At 60.6% G+C, this 19,449-nt stretch carries 16 protein-coding genes; 7 read left to right on the plus strand and 9 right to left on the minus strand.

The features are described from left to right. Complete coding sequence (locus tag AB9K35_RS02685; RefSeq protein WP_369924342.1) at positions 1 to 888, minus strand: LysR family transcriptional regulator; 888 nt, start codon at positions 886 to 888, stop codon at positions 1 to 3. 101 nt (positions 889 to 989) lie between these two features. Between AB9K35_RS02685 and AB9K35_RS02690 the strand changes: the two genes are divergently transcribed. Beyond that, positions 990 to 2,144 carry an NAD(P)/FAD-dependent oxidoreductase gene (locus AB9K35_RS02690; RefSeq protein ID WP_369924343.1) on the plus strand — a complete coding sequence of 385 codons (1,155 nt, stop codon included), beginning with the start codon at positions 990 to 992 and terminating at the stop codon, positions 2,142 to 2,144. A gap of 202 nt (positions 2,145 to 2,346) precedes the next feature. On the opposite strand, the gene AB9K35_RS02695 is transcribed toward AB9K35_RS02690, so the two are convergent. Next, entirely contained in the window at positions 2,347 to 2,802 is a 456-nt protein-coding gene (locus AB9K35_RS02695; protein WP_369924344.1) for a beta-lactamase hydrolase domain-containing protein, read from the minus strand. Positions 2,803 to 2,813: 11 nt separating this feature from the next. Next, positions 2,814 to 4,205: a rhodanese-like domain-containing protein gene (locus AB9K35_RS02700; RefSeq protein ID WP_369924345.1), complete on the minus strand. Its 1,392-nt coding sequence runs from the start codon at positions 4,203 to 4,205 to the stop codon at positions 2,814 to 2,816. A gap of 260 nt (positions 4,206 to 4,465) precedes the next feature. Here AB9K35_RS02700 and AB9K35_RS02705 point away from each other — a divergent pair, with 260 nt between their 5' ends. Both AB9K35_RS02705 and AB9K35_RS02710 read left to right on the plus strand, forming a co-directional pair. After that, positions 4,466 to 5,170: an NAD(P)H-dependent oxidoreductase gene (locus AB9K35_RS02705; protein WP_369924346.1), complete on the plus strand. Its 705-nt coding sequence runs from the start codon at positions 4,466 to 4,468 to the stop codon at positions 5,168 to 5,170. Positions 5,171 to 5,535: 365 nt separating this feature from the next. Further along, positions 5,536 to 7,221, plus strand: a complete 1,686-nt coding sequence (locus tag AB9K35_RS02710; protein ID WP_369924348.1) for a tryptophan halogenase family protein — start codon at positions 5,536 to 5,538, stop codon at positions 7,219 to 7,221. Between the two features lie 81 nt (positions 7,222 to 7,302). Here the strand turns inward: AB9K35_RS02710 and AB9K35_RS02715 are convergent, their stop codons facing one another. The 5 genes from AB9K35_RS02715 to phnD all read right to left on the minus strand — a co-directional run bounded on the left by AB9K35_RS02715 (position 7,303) and on the right by phnD (position 11,784). Next, entirely contained in the window at positions 7,303 to 8,205 is a 903-nt protein-coding gene (locus AB9K35_RS02715) for an HAD-IIA family hydrolase (protein WP_369924349.1), read from the minus strand. A gap of 100 nt (positions 8,206 to 8,305) precedes the next feature. Next, positions 8,306 to 9,115: a phosphonate ABC transporter, permease protein PhnE gene (gene phnE / locus AB9K35_RS02720; protein ID WP_369924351.1), complete on the minus strand. Its 810-nt coding sequence runs from the start codon at positions 9,113 to 9,115 to the stop codon at positions 8,306 to 8,308. Continuing rightward, on the minus strand, positions 9,115 to 9,909 hold the full coding sequence (phnE, locus tag AB9K35_RS02725; RefSeq protein ID WP_369924353.1) for a phosphonate ABC transporter, permease protein PhnE: 795 nt from the start codon (positions 9,907 to 9,909) through the stop codon (positions 9,115 to 9,117). The genes phnE (AB9K35_RS02720) and phnE (AB9K35_RS02725) overlap by 1 nt, the downstream gene beginning before the upstream one ends. Next, positions 9,906 to 10,679: a phosphonate ABC transporter ATP-binding protein gene (gene phnC / locus AB9K35_RS02730; protein WP_369924354.1), complete on the minus strand. Its 774-nt coding sequence runs from the start codon at positions 10,677 to 10,679 to the stop codon at positions 9,906 to 9,908. Before phnC ends, phnE (AB9K35_RS02725) begins: the two co-directional genes overlap by 4 nt. A gap of 124 nt (positions 10,680 to 10,803) precedes the next feature. Further along, positions 10,804 to 11,784, minus strand: coding sequence for a phosphate/phosphite/phosphonate ABC transporter substrate-binding protein (gene phnD / locus AB9K35_RS02735; RefSeq protein ID WP_222455613.1), 981 nt, complete (start codon positions 11,782 to 11,784; stop codon positions 10,804 to 10,806). A 249-nt stretch (positions 11,785 to 12,033) separates the two neighbouring features. Here phnD and AB9K35_RS02740 point away from each other — a divergent pair, with 249 nt between their 5' ends. Beyond that, on the plus strand, positions 12,034 to 12,756 hold the full coding sequence (locus tag AB9K35_RS02740; RefSeq protein WP_369924356.1) for a response regulator transcription factor: 723 nt from the start codon (positions 12,034 to 12,036) through the stop codon (positions 12,754 to 12,756). Positions 12,757 to 12,760: 4 nt separating this feature from the next. Then, on the plus strand, positions 12,761 to 15,283 hold the full coding sequence (locus tag AB9K35_RS02745) for an ATP-binding protein (protein WP_369924358.1): 2,523 nt from the start codon (positions 12,761 to 12,763) through the stop codon (positions 15,281 to 15,283). Between the two features lie 120 nt (positions 15,284 to 15,403). Here AB9K35_RS02745 and AB9K35_RS02750 read toward each other — a convergent pair whose 3' ends face one another. Beyond that, positions 15,404 to 16,351 (minus strand): GlxA family transcriptional regulator, encoded by a 948-nt coding sequence (locus AB9K35_RS02750; RefSeq protein WP_369924360.1) that lies wholly within the window; start codon positions 16,349 to 16,351, stop codon positions 15,404 to 15,406. A gap of 132 nt (positions 16,352 to 16,483) precedes the next feature. Here AB9K35_RS02750 and AB9K35_RS02755 point away from each other — a divergent pair, with 132 nt between their 5' ends. Both AB9K35_RS02755 and AB9K35_RS02760 read left to right on the plus strand, forming a co-directional pair. Continuing rightward, complete coding sequence (locus tag AB9K35_RS02755; protein WP_369924362.1) at positions 16,484 to 18,427, plus strand: acetoacetate--CoA ligase; 1,944 nt, start codon at positions 16,484 to 16,486, stop codon at positions 18,425 to 18,427. 19 nt (positions 18,428 to 18,446) lie between these two features. Then, a complete protein-coding gene (locus AB9K35_RS02760; RefSeq protein WP_369924363.1) occupies positions 18,447 to 19,364 on the plus strand; it encodes a 3-keto-5-aminohexanoate cleavage protein in 918 nt (305 codons plus the stop codon). The last annotated feature ends 85 nt before the right edge of the window (positions 19,365 to 19,449 follow it).

A 19,449-nucleotide genomic window follows, 5' to 3' on the forward strand; every position in this document is an offset into this window, starting at 1 on the left:
TCATTGGGACACGGATGGTGTCCCTTCAAACAATGCGCGGTCCGCACGTGCGGCCTCGATGAGAGCATCAAAGACCACGCGGACCTTTGCATTCTTTCGCATGTCGTTGTGGCATACGATCCAGAGTTCGCTGAAGTCGTGGGTGATCGGATCGGAATTGCGTACCAGGCCCGGCCATTGTTCCCCCAGTATGACGGGAAGAAACGCCTCTGATTTGGTGCTCGCGGCAAGGCTCGCGCTCAATACCAAACTGTTGGAGAAAAACTGCGCGGCCCGATCCGGCGTATGCGCATTTTGCGACTGGATAATACGTTCTACAAAGATGTCACCCAGGAAACCGATCCTGCCATCGGGCATGTCGCTTGCAAGATCCGCCGTCCCTTCAGGCGCGTAAACGGCCCAGCGTATCGTCGCCAGCTTGCGACCAAAAAGGGCGCCATCTTTCGGACGCTGCGGACGTATCGCAATATCGGCTTCAAGGTTTGCCAGGCTCAGCGTCTGATTGCCCGCGAGCAGGCTGACCTCTAGCCCCTTATGCGCCTGCCCGATCGCTGCGACATGACGTGCCAGGAAGAATGAAGCCAGCACCTCGCTCGCCGCGATCGTCACTCTCCCCCTCAACTTCTGATCCAGTCCCGTCACCTGTCGCAGCGCTTCAGCGGCGTTCTGCTCCATATTTTCAGCGGCCGCCACGAGGCGCAGCCCATCCTCATTCGGCGTGTAGGCTCCCTGGTCCCGATGAAACAACGGGCGGCCCAACTTCGCCTCCAGATCCGCCAGGCGACGGAACATCGTGGATTGGGTCACGCCGAGCTCCCTGCCCGCTTCGGACATGCGACCGCACCGGGCGATACTCAGGACAAGTCGGTAGGCTTCCCAGTCAATCATGCGCTCTCATTTTCAGGAATCAAATAGTCACAAACTTCGATTTATTCGCAAGTCTGCGAAGCGTAAAGCCCTTACCGAAGCAACATTCAGGAGAAAACACCATGACAGAACTACTGATTGCAGGCGGAGGGTTTGCCGGGGTCTGGGCCGCCATGGCCGCCGCCGCAACGCGCCAACAAGAAGGCGCAACGGACCTATCAATCCGTCTCGTATCGAACACAGATCAGCTGAGCATTCGTCCACGACTATACGAGGGGGCGACACCCGAGATGCTCGTACCGATGCGGCCCTTGTTTGACGAGATCGGTGTCGATCTGACACTTGGGGAGATCATTGGCATCAGTCCTTCGACCGTACGTCTTGGCACGTCTGAAACGCTCCATCATGACCGGTTAATCCTTGCGACAGGCAGCCAAGCCCATCTGCCCCCGATCCCAGGCGCAGAAGAGTTTGGCTTTGTCGTGGACACGCATGACAGCACGCAAAGGCTGGATCGTCATCTTGATACCTTGGATGTAAATGACACCTGCGCTGGAACCATCCTGATTGTCGGAGCGAGCTTTACCGGCCTCGAAGTGGCTTTGGCACTTCGTTCCCGTTTCGGCCGGGCATTTCGGGTTCTGTTGATAGATCGAAACAAGCTGCCGGGTGCCGGTCTGGGCGACACATTGGAGGCGGAAGTTCACCTGGCGCTGCGGGAAAATGATATCCAGTTCAAAGGGGATACCTCTGTTGTTTCCGCATCGGAACGGCATGTTCAGCTGTCTACGGGAGAAGAAATCGAAACCCGGACACTGATTTTCGCGACCGGCTTTCACGCCTCTCCTTTGACCCAGCTCTTGCCGAACCACTGCCCGCAGGATGGCCGCGTGCCCGTAGATGCCGACCTGCGCGTCAGCAGCGTGCCGACGATCTTTGCCGCGGGGGATGTCGCGCTTGCCCAAGCCAATGCTGACCATCACACGCTGATGTCGTGCCAGCACGCAATACCCATGGGTCTCGCCGCTGGAAAGAACGCGGTTCTGGACATGCTGGGCAAAGCAACATCGGCCTATAGCCAACCCTTTTACGCGACCTGTCTCGCGCTCGGCCCTTATGGCGCGGTGTTCACCAACGGATGGGACCGGGAAGTCGTCAAGATCCGCGCCGAGGGCGCTGCTATGAAGACCCAGATCAACACCCAGTGGATCTATCCGCCCAGACCGGAGCTGGGTCGAGACAAAATCTTCGCAACCATATCTGGTGAACTCGATTGATGAGTTCCTTCTGCAAGCCTCTTCCAAGCGGGAACGTGTAGAAGACTGAAGATAAGGCTAGCGCGGGCCCTTTTCAGAGCACGCACTAGCCTTTGCGCCGGCTTGTTGGAGGCACCAATAGGCATGGCTGCGACCTCAGCAGGCGGTAGGGTTAGCTTCCCCTCTCCGCCACGCGCTGCTCGAACGTGTTGGCATACTGGTGCTACGCGTTACGGCGGTTGATGTAATCTTTCACGAAATGCTCAATTTCCGAAGATCCGATTTCCGCGCCGCTGTCCTGGGCGGTGGCAATGGCTGTGTCGCCGTCCATACCTTCCTCGCATGCGACGTGCATCATCACCATGGCAGCCGCCCGCTTGCCGGATGCACAATGCGCCAGAACAGGTGTCGGCAGTTCAGCAGCCTTGCTACGAAAACGGTCGACCAGTTCGTCAGACAGTGAGGCGACGTCGACGGGCTGATGCAGATACTTCAGGCCAGCCTGGCCTGCCACACGCGCCTCTTCGTCGGGTGTCATGTGGTCAGCCTTCACCTCCTCGCCGGTTTGGAAGTTGATGATGGAACGAAACCCTTGACGCGCAGCGCTCTCGATCTGCTCAGAGGTCGGAGCGAACTTTGCAACGGTAAAACGGTCATTGATGTTAACTGTATCGTGCATCGTTTCTTTCCTCACTTCGTCTCTTCCACGGCATAGCCCGCGGCCTGCCAGGCCTTCCAGCTGCCGGGCACGTTACGTACATTTTCGAATCCATGCTGTTTCAGAATACTGGCTGCGATCGAGGCGCGGAAACCGCTGGCGCAGTAGGTTGCATAGTGCGCGGTACGATCAAGATCAGCCAGTTTGTCTCGCAACTCCCCCAAAAAGACATGTTGGGCGCCGGGAATGTGCCCAGCTCCCCATTCGTCGGGTTTGCGCACGTCAAGTGGCGTGATGTCCTCCGCCGCTTTCAGGTCATGAACAGAGTTCTGTGGGATCTGCGAAAATTCCCGTCCAGCTTCACGCCAGGCGTTTATTCCGCCAGCCAGGTAGCCGCCGAAATTGGTAAATCCCGTGCGCCACAACAATCGCAGCACGTCGGACACCTTTCTGTCATCCGGGAGGACGAGGAAGATCGGTTTCTCCGGGTCAATCAACCAACCCGCCCAAACAGACAGTTCGGGCTGCGCGCCGATGTTCAGGCTCCCCGGCACATGACCGGAACCGAACCCCATCATGTCGCGCACATCGAGAACCTGCGCGTCCCCCTTAATAGCGGCGGCAAAACGCTCCACCGACATCGGCTCGATCCGCGGCAAGTTGCCAAGCACTTCGGGCCCTTTGGCGTTGACCTTTTTCATGCGCGGGTAATGCGTGGGCACTGGTGGGGCGTCGCCGAGGATCACCTCCTTGAACCTGTCGAGGTCTTCGATACGGGCATAATCATTGAACTTGCGTTCATAGCCGATAGTGCTCGACATGCGATCGCCGATGTCCGGCCCGCAGGCTGACCCGGCCCCATGGCAGGGGTATATGATCACATCGTCCGGCAGCGCCATGAAGATGTCGCGCACGGTGTGGAACAGCTGCTCCGCCAGTTTCTCTGTTTGCTCTTTCCCCAGAAGGTCCGGCCGACCGACGCTGTCGACGAAGAAGGCGTCCCCCGAGAGTACGCCCCAAGGCGTCTCGGTTTCGCCATCAAACAGGAAATAGGACATGTGCTCAGGCGTGTGACCTGGGGTAAAGCGGGCCTTCATTCGCAAGCTGCCAAAGGTGAACTCGTCCCCGTCCTTCACGGTTTCATGGTCAAAACCATACTCTGCTCCGCCTTCTTCGCTGACGTAAAGCTTTGCCTGCCCGCCGAGACGTTCGACCAGTTCCCGCGCGCCACTCAGAAAGTCCGCGTGGATGTGGGTCTCGAAGACATGGGTGATCGCCAACCCGTAGCGGCGCGCCGTTTCAAGATAGATGTCGACATCGGGGCGGGGGTCGACAACGGCACAGACATGCGCGGCATCATCCCCCAGTAGATAGGAACATTCAGCGACACCTTCCGCCAGGATTTGTTCAAATCGCATAGTCATGATGAGCCTCCTTGGAAACAGAACTCATCAGGGTTGGAACTCGTTCCGGCGCTGCCTTCGCTTTCGGGCAGGCCGACAGGACCAGTGGTCCGCCGGATCAGGGGGTATGAATCTCCAAGCACGTCCGGTTTCGCGTGGCGTGGCGAGCCAGGGTGTGGAGCATTAATGCCGAATATCCGAATTCTGTTTTGGCAATGCGGCTTCTAATCCTTCGCGCAGCCTCAGCCTAAATCGGCGTCATCAGAATTGGAGAGAAAACCATGAAAGACGTCACCGACACCGCCCGCATCCAGGCCGAAATCATCCAGGCCTTCAACTTTCGTCACGCCACCAAGGTGTTTGATCGGGACCGCAAAATCAGCGAGGGAGAATTCGAGACCATTCTTGAGGCCGCGCGGCTGTCGCCGACGTCCTTCGGGCACGAGCCGTTTAAGATCCTCATGATCCAGTCCCAGGAAAAACGGGAATTGTTCCGTGAGTTTTCCTGGGGGGCGAATGGCATGATGAACGGCACCACCGGCCAGCTCGGCACCGCCAGCCATTTCGGCATCATTGTTGTGAACACTGCCGAGGCGATGACTGCGGGGTCAGCATATCTTCAGGACTTCTACCGCAATGTGAAGCAACTGCCGGAAGACGTCATCGAGATTTTCAACGGCGCATATGGCAAGTTTCAGTCGACTGACCACAAGATCACGACGGATCGCGAGATGACCGATTGGGCCGGCAAACAGGCCTATATCGTGCTCGCCAACATGATGACATCTGCAGCGCTGATGGGCATCGACTCCTGCCCGATCGAAGGATTCGACATGGACCGGACGACCGAAACGCTAGAAAAGCACTTCGGCATCGACTCCAAACACTACAAGCCCGCAGTGATGTTCGCCTTTGGTTACCGCGCGGCAGACCCGCAGTTCCCCAAGACACGCCGCACGATGGAGGATACCGTTCGCTGGTTCTAATGCCAGCGGCCCCTACGATGATGAAAAGGCCGCGCCTCATAGGGGCGCGGCTGAGAATTGCCGAAACCGTTCCCTCAGACTGGCCGTGCGATCAGCTGTCTTGAGCACGAGTTGCCATGGATTGATGGAACAGGTGGCCAGACGGACACGCCGCCACATGGCTGCGGGTTTGGTTCGAAATTCAATTGTTTAGTCGCTCTCCGCGGCACAATTGCCAGCGGACCCGGTGGCAAACCAAGGGCGACCGTCCGCAACGTCGCCTGATACGAGGTCCAAACCATGCAATATTGGTTCTAGCCAGGCGCCGAATAGCTGCGCTACGATCCCTGTAAAAAGCCAGAAAAAGCCAACAGGGACAGAACTACATGAATAATCGTTTGCGCAAAATCACCATCGTCGGCGGCGGCACGGCCGGCTGGATGACCGCGCTGATCCTCGACACGCTGTTCGCGCGCACCTCCTCGCCCAAGGACCGGCCGCACCTCTGCCTGATCGAGAGCCCCAACATCTCGACCGTGGGGGTCGGCGAGGCCACGGTGCCGCGGATGCCGGGAACGCTGCGACAGGCGGGCATCTCAGAGCGGTCGTTTTTCCGCGAGACCAACGCGTCGTTCAAACTGGGCGTGAAGTTCTGCAATTGGAACACCGATGCCAAGGGCAACCGCATTGATTACGTGAACCCCTTTGCCCACGGCCAGATGATCGATGGACTGGACGCTGCCGAGTATTTTCTGCGTTTCGGCAACGGCGATCGGGATTTCACCCAGTCCATCTCACCGCACGACGATCTCGGCCGCCTGTGCAAAGGTGCCCGGCAGCTGGGCCAGCCCGAGTTCGAACAGCGGTTTGGTTATGCCTACCACCTGGACGCCGTGAAATTTGCGGGCATGCTCACCAAGGTCTGTACCAAGCGCGGCGTGGAGCATATCCAGGACGAGGTGAAATCGGTCGAGCTCGACGAACAGGGCAACGTAAGCCACCTGATGCTGGAGCATAAGGGGCGCCATGACATCGAGATGGTCATAGACTGCACCGGGTTCCGTGGCCTGATCATCAACAAAGCGCTCGGCGAGCCGTTCATGGACTACTCGGACTATCTGCCCAACGACCGCGCCATGGCGTTGCAGATCGAGCATCCGGATCCCGAGAAGATCGAAAGCCTCACCCGGGCGACTGCCCTTGGCGCCGGCTGGACATGGCGGGTGCCGCTCTACAACCGGGTGGGAACTGGGTACGTGTTCTCCTCGGCGCACCGGACGGATGACCAAGCAGCAGATGAATACCTCGCGTGGCTGGGTGACAGCGGCAAGGGTGCGACGCCGCGTGTGATCCCCATGCGGATCGGGCGTGTGCGCAACGCCTGGGTCAAGAACTGCGTGGCAATCGGTCTGTCCGGCGGGTTCATCGAGCCACTCGAGAGTACAGCGATCCACATGATCGATCACGCGGTGCGCTGGTTCGCGGAGCACCTGCCCACGCGGGACATCGCGCCGTCCCTGCGGACACGCTACAACCGCCAGATGAACAAGCTCTACGACGAGGTTCTGGAGTTCATCTGCCTGCATTACCGCTTGGGCAACCGCACCGACGACCAGTACTGGATCGACGCACGGACAGACATGAAGATTCCAGACCGTCTGGCCGAGAATCTCGAGGTTTGGCAGCACCGCCTGCCGATGGAGCATGACATCGAGTTCGCGACACTGTTCGACTATCGCGTCTATCAAACCGTGCTTCTGGGCAAACAGGTTTATGACACCGGATATGGCACCGGCATCAGGGAGCGCCTGCGGCCATTGAAGAAGCCGATCTGGTTTCAATGGTGGAAGGCCGCGAAAATGGATCTCGCGCAGACCCTGAGGACCATGCCGGATCACAAGACCCTGCTACGCGACATCCGGGGAGAGTTGGACAAACCGGCCTTCGGCATGGAGGCGGCGATGAAGCCCACTGTTGCGATGCCGGGCACTCCGCCTGCACCTCTTGTGGTTCAAAACATGCCCAGTCTGGACGAAATCCAAACCGGGCAGAAGGACCTGCAACTGTTCTGACCATTTACCGGGGAGGCAGGCCGAAGGCCGCAAGCGACGCGCCAGCCTCCCCTCCGCCTCGTTCCGATCCTCGTGGCGCGATCAAGTGGTTGTCACGATCCAGTTAGGTCGGATTTCAGATTGCGCGATGTAGCTGGCAACGTCATGACCCCGGAACAAGCCATGATCCGTGATGAGAATGGTCCCGATACCTGCCGCGGCGCCGCCCAGCACATCCGTGTGCAACGTGTCCCCGACCATAGCTATCCGTTGCGGCGCGATCCCCTCCAGACGAGCCAGCGCCGCCCGGAAGGCATTGCCGTGGGGCTTGCCAAAAAAGACGGTCGGGTTGCGCATGCCCTGCGTGATTTCATGCGCGATCAATCCCGGCTCCACCGACAGACCCTCCTCGCGCGGGGCGACAAGATCCGGGTTGGCTACAACCAAGGGCCTCGGCTTCTTCTGCAGCGCCTCTTTCAACAGAGCCGTCTTTGCCTCAGTCCAGCCGTCCGATGACAGGAGCAAAAAGCCCCCTGCATTGTCCAACAGGTCCGTATCGTCGCCCAAGTGGCAAATCTGGACCGTGTCCGGCGCGTCACTGAAATCATCTTTCGGTGCCGCAGCCGCAGCCCAGACCTGTCCCTCGGGGAACCGTGGCAAGGCCGAGAAGGCAACGTCGCGGCTGGAGACGACCTCAGACGCTTCAAAATCAAATCCCAGCCGGTGGTACTTTGCTAGTACTTCGGTGCGGGTGTAGCTCGCGGCATTGGTCAGCACTACCAGGCGCTTTCCCAGTTTCCGGAGCATCCGCATGCGTTCGACGGCACCGGCAATTGCAGCTTCCCCGCGGTTCAACACGCCAAACGCATCGAGTATGTAGGCGTCATAGTGGGCGGTGGTATCGCCTAGGTCGTTCCCAATGCGGGACACCTCTGGAAACGATGCGGTCGGCAACCCCGACCGCAGGCTTTCATACATGTCAAATGCGTCGTCAGTGCCAATCATCTTACTCAGTGCTCACAGGGGGGACAGCAGCCGGTTGCCTAAATCAGCGACCTCATTTGCCCTGGCAGGCCAAGTGATCTCCAACCAGCTGCCGCTTTTGTCACAGGATTTTCCTTCGCAGGTAGGAAGACACCACCTCACCGAAAAGCACAAGCGCAAGAATGGTCAGCAGAACCATAGATACTTCAGGCCAGTTGAACGTGTCGATGGCCCCCTGCAGGATCATCCCGATACCGCCCGCGCCAACTAACCCCAAAACGGTTGATTCCCTCAGGTTGATGTCCCAGCGCAGGATCGCCACCGCGAAGAACGCGGGCATCACCTGCGGCACGATGGCGTAAAGCACGATCTTGAAGCGCGACGCACCGCAGGCCTCCAGCGCCTCGACCGGCTTGCGGTCAATCTCCTCGATCGCCTCGCCGAGCAATTTGCCCAAGAAGCCGATGGAGCGGAACATGATCGCCACGATGCCGGCCACGATGCCGGGACCGAAGATGGCGACGAACAACAGCGCCCAGATGATCGTGTTCACCGACCGCGAGGAGACCAGAATGAAGCGCCCGACCCACAGGGCGAATTTGTTCGGCGTGGTGTTCTGCGCCGCGATATAGGCCACCGGCAGCGAGACCACGACCGCAATCATCGTCGCCAGCGTGGCGATGTTCACCGTTTGCCAGATCGCCTCGAGGATCGACGGCAGGTTCGACGGGTCCGGCGGCATCATCCGGCCAAACAGATCGCCCATCTGCGACGGCGCATCCCAGACCCAGGCCCAGATCACGTCGATGCTGCTCAGCGCCCAGGCGACAATCAGCAGGGTCAGGGCAAAGCCGCCATAGCGCATCAGCCGCTGGCGCAGGGTGAAGCGGGACCAATGGTCCAGGGTTTGGTTCAAAGATTGATTGGTCATCATGCAATCCGCTTCCTGATAAATCCGCTCACCGCCTCGGAGATGAGGATCACGCCGACGATGACCATGGTGATCGCCAGGGCAAAGTCGTAGTCATAGCGCCCGAAGGCATTGGCAAGCGTCGCGCCGATGCCACCTGCGCCGACGATGCCGACCACGGCCGAGGCGCGCAGGTTACTGTCAAGCTGATAGATGCCAAGGCCGACAAGACGCGGCATGATCTGCGGCATCACCGCATAGGCCAGCGTCGCGATGAAACCCGCCCCGGCCGAGCGCATTGCCTCAACCTGGCCGAAATCGATTTCTTCAATCCGTTCGGCAAGCAGTTTGGCGACAAAGCCGATGGAATAGACCACCAGCGTCAGCGCGCCGGCAAAGGGGCCAAAGCCCACCGCCTTCACAAAGATGATCGCGACGATCACCGGATGGAAACTGCGCGCAACGATGATGATGCCGCGGCCCATGAGGTAGACCGGTTTCACCGCGATGTTGCTGGCTGCCATGAAGGCCAGCGGCACCGACAGAAGGATGCCGCCGACCGTGGCGAGGATGGCGATTTTCAGGCTTTCCATGAAGCCGTCGAACAGCAGACCTGCGCGTTCAAAGCTGGGCGGGAAGGCCCCGCTGAAGATGCGCTGCGCCCGCGTCATCCCATCTGCGACCCGGTCCCAGTCGATGGGCAGGGTCGCCAGCGTGACCACGAAATAGACCGCGACCGCTATCATCAGCCCGTAGCGCAGCAGCGGATTGGCGATGAATGGCGGCTTGCGCCAGGTGTCCTTGGCCGTGCTCATGCCGCTGCCCCGACCTGGGCGCGGTCCTCGGCCGGCACGCCTGCGTAGATCTCGTCCATCTGGTCCTTGCCCAGTGCCGCGGGCTTGTCGTCAAAGATAATCCGCCCGTAGCGCATGCCGACGATGCGGTCGCTGAACTCCTTGGCCTCGGTCACGTTGTGGATGTTGATGATCACCGGCAGCTTCAGCTCATTCGCAAGATCGCGCAGCAGCGTCATGATCTGCTCCGAGGTCTTGGGGTCGAGCGAGGCAGTGGGTTCATCCGCCAGCAAGATTTCCGGGCGCTGCATAAGCGCGCGCACCACACCGACGCGCTGGCGCTCGCCGCCGGACAGCTCGTCGGCGCGCTTGTTGGCGTAATGGGCAATGCCCACCCGCTCCATCAGCTCATAGGCGTGGCGAATGTCCTCGCGCGGGTAGCGGCGGGTCAGCGCCGCCCAGGTGGAGATATAACCCAGCCGCCCGGACTGGACATTTTCCATCACCGTCAGCCGGTCGATCAGGTTGAAGCCCTGAAACACCATGCCGATCCGGCGTCGCGCGGTGCGCAGCTCGCGGCGGCTCAGCGTGGTGAAATCGGTGCCGTTCAACTCGACGGTGCCCGAGGTCGGCTCCACCAGCCGGTTGATGCAGCGCAACAAGGTACTTTTGCCCGCGCCCGAAGACCCGATAACTGAGGTCAGCTGATCGCCTTCGACGGTCAGATCCAGCTCCTTCAGCACCGGATCGCCGGATCCATAGCGTTTTGTCAGTTGGGTGATTTTCAGCATGACGGTCTCCCGGACATAGCGCGGCCCCGCCCCTGCCGCGCTCTCTGAGCAGAGGCGCAAACCGGGCCGCGAAAGGCGCCCGGTCAGACCTGTGCTGACCGGGCTGTTTCAGATGTAGTTTGGGTTATTTCCCGGCCAGGCCCTGCGGCGTGTATTCGACACCGTTGGAGGCCTGGATCTGACGGATCACCGCCCATTGATCCTTGTAGGTGATCGGGATGAACTTGCTGACGCCGTCGAATTCCTCGCCCAGCTTGGTGCCGGCGAAGTCAAAGCTGAAGAAGGCGTCCTTGATCTTGGCGGTCAGCTCTGGGTCGAGGTTGTGCGCCACGGTGAACGACGTTGTCGGGAAGGGATCGCTCTCCCAGATCATGCGCACATCCTCGGGGTCATAGAGCCCGCGTTCCGCCATCCGGTCAACCACCTCAGATGCCACCGGCGCTGCGTCATAGTCGCCCGCGACCACGCCCAGCATCGACTGGTCATGGGAGCCGGAATAGATCACCTCGTAATCCTTGTCGGGTTCGACGCCCAACGCCGGGAACAGCGCGCGCGGCGCCTGGTTGCCAGAGTTCGATGTCGGCGAGGTATGCGCCACACGGCGGCCCGCCAGATCCTTCACTTCCTTGATGTCGCTGTCTGCCTGCGTGAACACCTGCAGCTTGTAGCCAAACTGGCCATCCTCGGCGCCCATGATGGCAAAAGGCACGGCACCGGCAAGGTTCACGGCAAAGGGCGTCGGCCCGGTGGAGAAACCCGCCACATGCAGGCGGCCCGAACGCATCGCCTCAACCTCGGCGGAGTTCGACTGCACGGCGAAGAACTGCACGTCCTTTCCGGTTTTTTCCGACAGATGCGCGATGAAGGGTTCCCAGATGTCGGCATAAACGGCCGGATCTTCGACCGGCGTATAGGCAAAGACCAGCGTGTCGGGGTTGCTCAGCTTGGCCGGATCGGTCGGCGTGTCCGCCACCAGATCTCCGTTCGCATCGCAGTACAGCGCATCCAGCGCACCGCGTTCGGCACAATCCTCGGCAGCGGCTGCAAAGGCGCTCAGCGACAGAACGCCCAGTGCCGTTGCGGCACGGGTAATAATCTTTGTCATGGTATCCTCCCTAGATCCGCCTGCCGGATTTCTCCCCGGTCGACCAGGCGCTGACCCCGCAACGATAGGCGCGGCGCCGAGGCGGTTGCGAGCCGTGTTCTGTTAACGAAACCTCCGCAAAGCGGGTTTCATGTTAACAGTGTTACAATCCCTCCCGCATCCCCTTAAACTCGGGCTTTACTTGCGACACAGAAAGAGATCGGCTGCCAAAGCCGCAGAACGATCCGCAGGTGACAGGAGGAGGGTTGCATGCAGGAGGGACGGACAGATCCGCTCATCGCCATTGTGGACGATGACCCCGATATGCGCGAGACACTGTCCGCGTTGATGCAGGAAAGCGGCTTCGGGGCGGTTTGCTGCGCCGACATCCCGGCCTTTCACGCCTTGGGCGACCCGCCACCGGTGGATCTGGCACTGATCGACTTGCGCCTGCGCGGAGAATCCGGGCTGACACTGGCGATCCACATCCGCGAGCGCTACGAGATCCCCATTGTCATGCTCACCGGCGTCGGCGATGAGATCGACAAGATCATCGGGCTGGAGACCGGCGCCGATGATTACATGATAAAACCCTTCAACCCGCGCGAGTTGGTGGCCCGCATCCGCGCGGTGCTGCGCCGCTATGGCCACGGCACCACCCGCCCAAGCGCCAACCCCGGGCAAGAGATCATCTTTGGGTCCAAGCGGATCGACGTGCAGTCCCGGCGCCTGCTGAATGCCGAGGGCGAGGAGATCCCGCTGACCAACGCCGAATACCGCCTGCTGGAATATTTCGCCCGCAACCCCGACCGTGTCATCCCGCGCCCAGAACTGCTGGAGGAGCTGGGCTCCGACATGCAGCGCTATGTGGACCGCACCATCGACGTGCTGATCCTGCGCCTGCGCCGCAAGATCGAAAGCGTACCGTCCAAACCTGTTCACCTGCAGACCCGCCGGGCGCAGGGCTATATCTTCCAGTTGTCCGGGAGCTGAGCCGGTGGTGCCCGCGCTTCCCTCATTCAGCGTCCGCTTCCGCCTGTCGGCTGCGATCGCAGTGTTGTTCGGATTGATCCTGCTTGTCAGCATAATCGGCATGAGGGTCCTGGACCGGACCGAAACATGGATGAACGTGCTGCATCAGGAGACGCTCACGGAAGTCTCCGAAGCGTTGGACCTGTCGCGCCATGCAGCGGATCTGGCGACCTCAGCCCCTTTCCTTTACGCGCTTTTTCCCCCGTTCCAGCTGGAGCGGGAAGCCGAAAAGGTCCGCGACAGCCTTGCTCGGATCGAGACCTACGCCAGCGACGACCCCACGCTCGCCCTGCCCATGGCACGGCTTCGACTTGCCATTGATGATTTGACCGCAGCGCTGGTACCGCAAGCTGCCCGCAAGGCTGCCCTGACAGCGACCGACCGTGACATGCAGCGGCTGAACGCCCGCGCCCGCAATTATGCAGCCGACACGCGCCTCGCACTGAGAGAGCGTGAAATTTGGGCCAGTCTTCAACAGCTGACGGCCAGCGCCATCGCTGCGGGACGGGCCGCTGAACTGATCGAACTGGGTGAATTCACGCGGCATTTCAACAAGATCGAGAAAAGTGTTGAGCCACGGTTGCTGTCTTCCCACCTGGCAACCTATCAGGAGATCCAAGCCGCCGTTTCCCGCGACAGTGGGCTTTTTGTTCTGAAGCATCGTGCACTCGCTGCTCAGCTTGATGCCGAGAATGCGCTCTTTCGTATACGCCAGGAAGTCGGTCGCATCACCACCTATGCCGAAGAAAAGGTTGCCCTTGCCGAGAGCCGTCTCAGCCGGGCGCGTGCAGAAACCTCGCACAATCTTGGCATCGCCAAGAAGTCCTTTCTCACTTTCACGCTGATGAGCCTTTTGGTCGCCGTAACCTCTGCGCTTTATGTATCTCGCTATGTCACGCGCAACCTGAAACGGGTGGCGACGGCAATGCGCGCGCTGGCGCAAGGAGATCATCGCAGTGAACTCCCGCGGGCAGGCGTTGGGACCGATGAAATCGGTCAACTCTTTGCCGCTTTCCAAGTGTTTCGCGACAACGCGCGCAAACTCGATCGCCGTACTGCCCAGGTCCTGCGTCAGAATGCGTTGTTTTCGCGAGTTTTTCGAAACATCAAGGACGGCGTGGCCATCACCTCGGTCGATGGGCAGATCGACGCTGAAAATCAAAATCTGCGCGCCCTGCTGCGCCTGCCGTCGGATGACGCCAAACCAAAAACCGATATGGAAACCCTCATCGCGCGCTCGGCCTTCGTGCGGCAGGCCAGCGCCGACGAACGGGGCGGGTTTGAGGAGTACGTCGACCCTTCGGGTCATGTTCTGGAGCTGCGCCACTCCCCCCTGCCCGACGGTGGTGCGGTCTGGCTTTTGTCAGAGACGACAGAGCGGAAACGTATAGACGAAAGGCTGGAAGAAATCCGGCGCGTGGAAACGCTGGGAAAGGTAACTGGCGAAGTCGCCCACGACTTTGGCAATATCCTATCCAGCATTTCCGGCAACTTGCATCTTCTCGAGAATGCAGACGATCAAAGTTCGCAGCACTTCCGCGCCCGTATCAGATCTGCGGTGGACTTGGGCGTGTCATTGACCGAGCGCCTGCTCGCCTTCGCGCGCAAACAGCATCTTGAACCGCAGGTAACTGACATCGGATTGCTGGTTGAAGGCATGGCCGACCTTCTGGAAATGGCATTGCCCGCGGGGGTTTCCCTCGAGTTTCAATGCGACGACCCTCCTGTTTTGGCGCGAGTTGATCCGGGGCAACTGGAAAGCGCGATCCTCAACCTGTGCGTCAATGCGGGGCAAGCGATCAAAGATACCGGCACGATCCGAATTTCCGTTGGCCACGGGGAGAGCGGTGGCGCACGATTGTCGATCCAGGACAGCGGGTGCGGTATGACGCCCGACGTCCTGCGGCGGGCCACGGAGCCCTTCTTCACCCACCGCAACGATGGCAACGGAACAGGCCTTGGGCTGTCCATGGTCGACGGGTTCGTTCACCAATCAGGCGGACGGCTGACAATCCAATCACGGACGGCACCTCCGCAGGCAGGCACAACGGTCACAATGGAACTCCCCCCCTTGGCGCAAGCCCCTGACGCCGCGCGAAAACCCCGAAACCAGGGAACGATCCTGGTGGTCGACGACGACCTGACCAACCTGACGGCCACATCCACCGCCTTGGAACGTCTTGGCTATGTCGTTTTGGCGGCTTCAAGTTTTGGCGAGGGCAATAATCTGATCAAGCACCAGCACAGGCTGGACATGGTGATCAGCGATCTAAACCTGGACGACGGCGCATCCGGGTGGGAACTGCTTCAACTGGCATGCGACCTGCATCCAACCTGCGATCTGGTTCTCATGTCGACGCGACAAACGGTACGTCCCCCTGACGTCCTGAACGGTCTGCCCCAACTGAAAATTCTGACAAAGCCCCTCACGGAGACCGTGATTGCGGAATTGATCGGGGCACGACGCCCGCTTTCCATGTCTACTTGAACTTGAAATCATTCCCGTAAGACGGCTCTTCCTTGCGGTGGCAACTGTTGGGCTTCGAAAGAAAAGCCTCATAGGCGCTGCACCGGACCGAAACCGATTTAAAGGACAACATTGCTGTGCCTATTCGCGAATATGGGTGTCACGAATGTTTCGCCCATAAAGCCCGGTGAAGGAGCGCCCCAATGAGGAGGCACAGGAAAAACCACACCGGTGAGCGATTTGCTCCAAGCTCAACTGGGTTTCTTCCGACAGGTATCGGGCGTGCTGAAGCCGCAACATCTTGTAGTATTTCCCTGGCGTCATGCCCAGCTCGCGCTGAAAGGCGCGGGCCAACGTGCGCTCGGACAGGGAGACGCGTTTCGCCAGCGCCGCCGTGCTCAGCGGGGTTTCGATGTGCTCTACCATCAGGTTCGCTGCCTTCAAAATCTTCGGCGACCCCCGCTGTTTCAGCCGAGCCGCGCCACGGTTCGCTTCCGATTGCCGTGAGGGATCATAGACGAACATGGTCGAAGCGCCGAAGGCCGCCGCGGAGCCGTAAAGATCCTGAATGAGGCCCAACATCATATCGAGCGCGGTGCTGGCTCCGCCGCAGGTGAGGAAGGGACCGGATCGCACGAAGCGGCTGGTGGAAACTTCGGTTCTAGGAAAAGCCTCCGCGAAGGCATCCAGTTCCTGCCAGTGGATCGTCGCGGTGTGCCCGTCCAACAGGCCCGCTTCAGCCAGTAGCCAAGCCGCCGTGTCGAGCGCCAGGACTTGCTCGGCTCGGCGCGCCGCAACCCTTAGCTTGGTCAGAAGTGTCGGCGCGGTTTGGTCTCGTACGTGATAGCCAGCAACCAAGACCAGGCTTCGGTTGCGTAGTTGTTCGTCAAAGGCCCCATCCGGGGTGATCTGAAGACCACTGGAGCTTCTCACCGGTCCACCATCCAGCGTCGTGACGCGCCATCCGGCCACATCCTGGCCCGCGTTCATCCGCACGTCGCGCAAGGGTTCCATAGCGCTGGCCAGCACCATGTTGGAGAACCCCTCAAACAGCAGAAATTCAAAGATCGGCGGTGAATGTGGCGGCATTTGTATTCTTTTTGACCGAAAATGTCTAAACGTTGCGTCAACTCCTGCGCTAATCGTACGGGAAGTCAAGTCACTTGACGATCCGCTGACGCCGAGCCGACACCGGCTCATTCAACATCCGAGACTTCCCTCATGACCGCCCAGCCTCTCTGGCAGCCGGATCTTTCGGCGCGCCGCAAACCCTTGCTGTCCGATTTCATGGCCGAGGCCGCGATGGGTTCCGGCCTGGCCCTGAAGAGCTTTGCGGATCTGCACGCGTGGTCGGTAGCGCAGCCGCTGGTGTTCTGGCCGCTGGCCTGGGAGTTCTGCGGGCTGGTTGGCGATAAAGGGAGTGTCCCACTGCAGGCGCACCCCGATCCGACGAAGGTTCGGTTCTTCCCTGAGGCACGGCTGAACGTCGTGGACAGCTTCCTGAAAAACGCCGACAGCCGCGACGCCATCGTTTTTACCGGAGAAGCTGGCCACCGCATGGTCTGGAGCCGGGCCGAGTTGAAGCGCGAGGTTGAACGTCTCGCCGCTGCTCTGCGGGATGCCGGGATTGCGCCGGGCGATCACGTTGCAGGCTACGTGCCGAACATGCCGCAGACCGTGGCGGCGATGCTGGCCACGGCCTCGCTGGGGGCGGTCTGGTCTTCCTGCGCGCCAGAAAGCGGGCCAGCCGTGGTGGTGGATCGGTTCAGCCAGATCGAGCCCAAGCTGATGTTCGCTGCTGACGGGTATTTCTACAGCGGCAAAACGTTTGAGACCCGCGCCGCAATTTCCGAGGTCGCCGCTCGGGTGCCATCGATCCAAAACATCGTGGTCTGGCCTTATGCGGGCGATGCCGGGAACCTGCCGAAGGGCATGACGGCCTATGAGACCTTCAAGCAAAAAGACGCCCCGGCGCTGGACTGCCGTCCGATGGGCTTTCGCGATCCGCTGTATGTGATGTTTTCCTCCGGCACCACCGGCAAGCCCAAGTGCATAGAGCATTCTGGCGGCGGAACATTGCTAAGAATGCTGGTGGAGCAGCAGCTGCATTGCGACCTGCACCCGGGCGACCGGATGTTCTACTACACCACCTGCAACTGGATGATGTGGAACTGGCAGGTGGCGGCGCTGGCCTCCGAGGCCGTGATCGTGCTCTTCGACGGCAACCCGATATATCCCGGCATCCACCGCCTTTTCGATCTGGCGGAAGCCGAGAAGGTCACCCATTTCGGTATTTCCGCCAAATACATAAACGCGTCGCTAAAGCGCCGGAACCGGCCCGCGGACAGCCACGATCTGAGCGCTCTGCGGGTGGTTCTGTCCACCGGCTCGCCGCTGTCGCCCGAGGGCTTTGCCCATGTCTATGCCGACTGGAAGGCGGATGTGCAGCTTTCCTCGATCTGCGGGGGCACCGATATCCTGGGCTGTTTCGTCGGCGGCTGCCCACTGCTGCCGGTGCATCAGGGCGAGATCCAGGCGCCGATGCTGGGGCTGGATGTGGCGACCCTGAACGATCAGGGCGCACCGGTCGAGGGTGTTGCTGGCGAACTGGTTTGCCGCAACGCGCATCCATCGATGCCCACCCGGTTCCTCAACGATCCCGGCAACGCGCGTTTCCGCGCCAGCTATTTCGCGACCTATCCGAATACCTGGCGGCAGGGTGATTACATGCTCCGCACGGAACATGGCGGCTATGTGGTGCTGGGCCGCTCGGACGCAACTTTGAACCCCGGCGGTGTGCGGATCGGTACCGCAGAGATCTACCGCCAGCTCGACAAGATTGATGATGTCGCCGACGCGGTGGTGGTCGGCCAGAGCTTCGACAACGATGTGCGCGTGGTTCTTTTTGTGGTGCCGGCTGAGGGCGCCGTGCTGGACGATACACTAGCCGCCCGGATCAGGACGGAAATCCGCAAGCAGGCCTCGCCCCGCCACGTGCCTGCCAAAATCATCGCCGTCGCCGATATCCCGCGTACCAAGTCCGGCAAGACCGCCGAGCTTGCGGTGCGCGACGTGGTGAACAATCAGCCCGTCCGCAACCTCTCCGGCCTCGCCAACCCTCAGGCGCTGGAGCTGTTTGCGGATCTCCCCGAATTGCAAATCTGACCCCAAAAGGAGCGAAACCATGCCCCTGACCATGAACCGAGACGTCTTCATCACCTGCGCCGTCACCGGCTCCGGCGGCACCCAGGACAAATCCCCCCATGTGCCTCGCTCGCCCAAGCAGATCGCGGAGTCCGCGATCGAAGCGGCCAAGGCTGGTGCAGCGGTTGTCCACTGCCACGTGCGCGACCCGGAATCCGGTGCGCCCTCGCGCGATCTGGCGCTCTACCGCGAGCTGACCGAGCGCATCCGAGATTCCGAGGTGGACGTGGTGCTGAACCTCACCGCTGGCATGGGCGGCGACATCGTCTTCGGCTCGACCGAGGCGCCGCTGCCGGTAAACGAGGCGGCCACCGACATGATCGGCGCGACCGAGCGGATGGCCCATATCGCCGAATGCCTGCCGGAAATCTGCACCCTCGACTGCGGCACGATGAACTTCGCCGAGGCCGACTACGTGATGACCAACACCCCCGGCATGCTGCGGGCGATGGGCCAGATGATGACAGATCTCGGCGTGAAACCCGAGATCGAGGCCTTTGACACCGGCCACCTGTGGTTTGCCAAGCAACTGGTGAAAGAGGGTATTCTGGAGCCCAATGCACTGGTGCAGCTGTGCATGGGGGTGCCGTGGGGCGCGCCGAACGACCTCAACACATTTATGGCGATGGTCAACAACGTGCCGTCTGACTGGACCTGGTCGGCATTCTCGCTCGGCCGGGATCAGATGCCCTATGCCGCACAGTCGGTGCTGGCGGGCGGCAACGTGCGGGTCGGTCTCGAGGACAACCTGTTCCTGGAGAAAGGCGTTCTGGCCACCAATGCGCAGTTGGTGGAACGCGCGGTGGGCGTGATCGAGGGCATGGGCGCCCGGATCATCGGCCCCGAGGCGGTCCGCGAGAAGCTGGGCCTGACCAAACGCGCGCTGGTGGCGAAGTAAGCCAAACAAGGGGGCGTGCCATGGGTGCCCCCTTCTACAGCCTGTGCGCCGAAGGGTGAGCAGGGAAGGCGATCAGAGGATAGAT

This window comes from Leisingera sp. XS_AS12, from assembly GCF_041224635.1.
Classification (GTDB): Bacteria; Pseudomonadota; Alphaproteobacteria; order Rhodobacterales; family Rhodobacteraceae; genus Leisingera.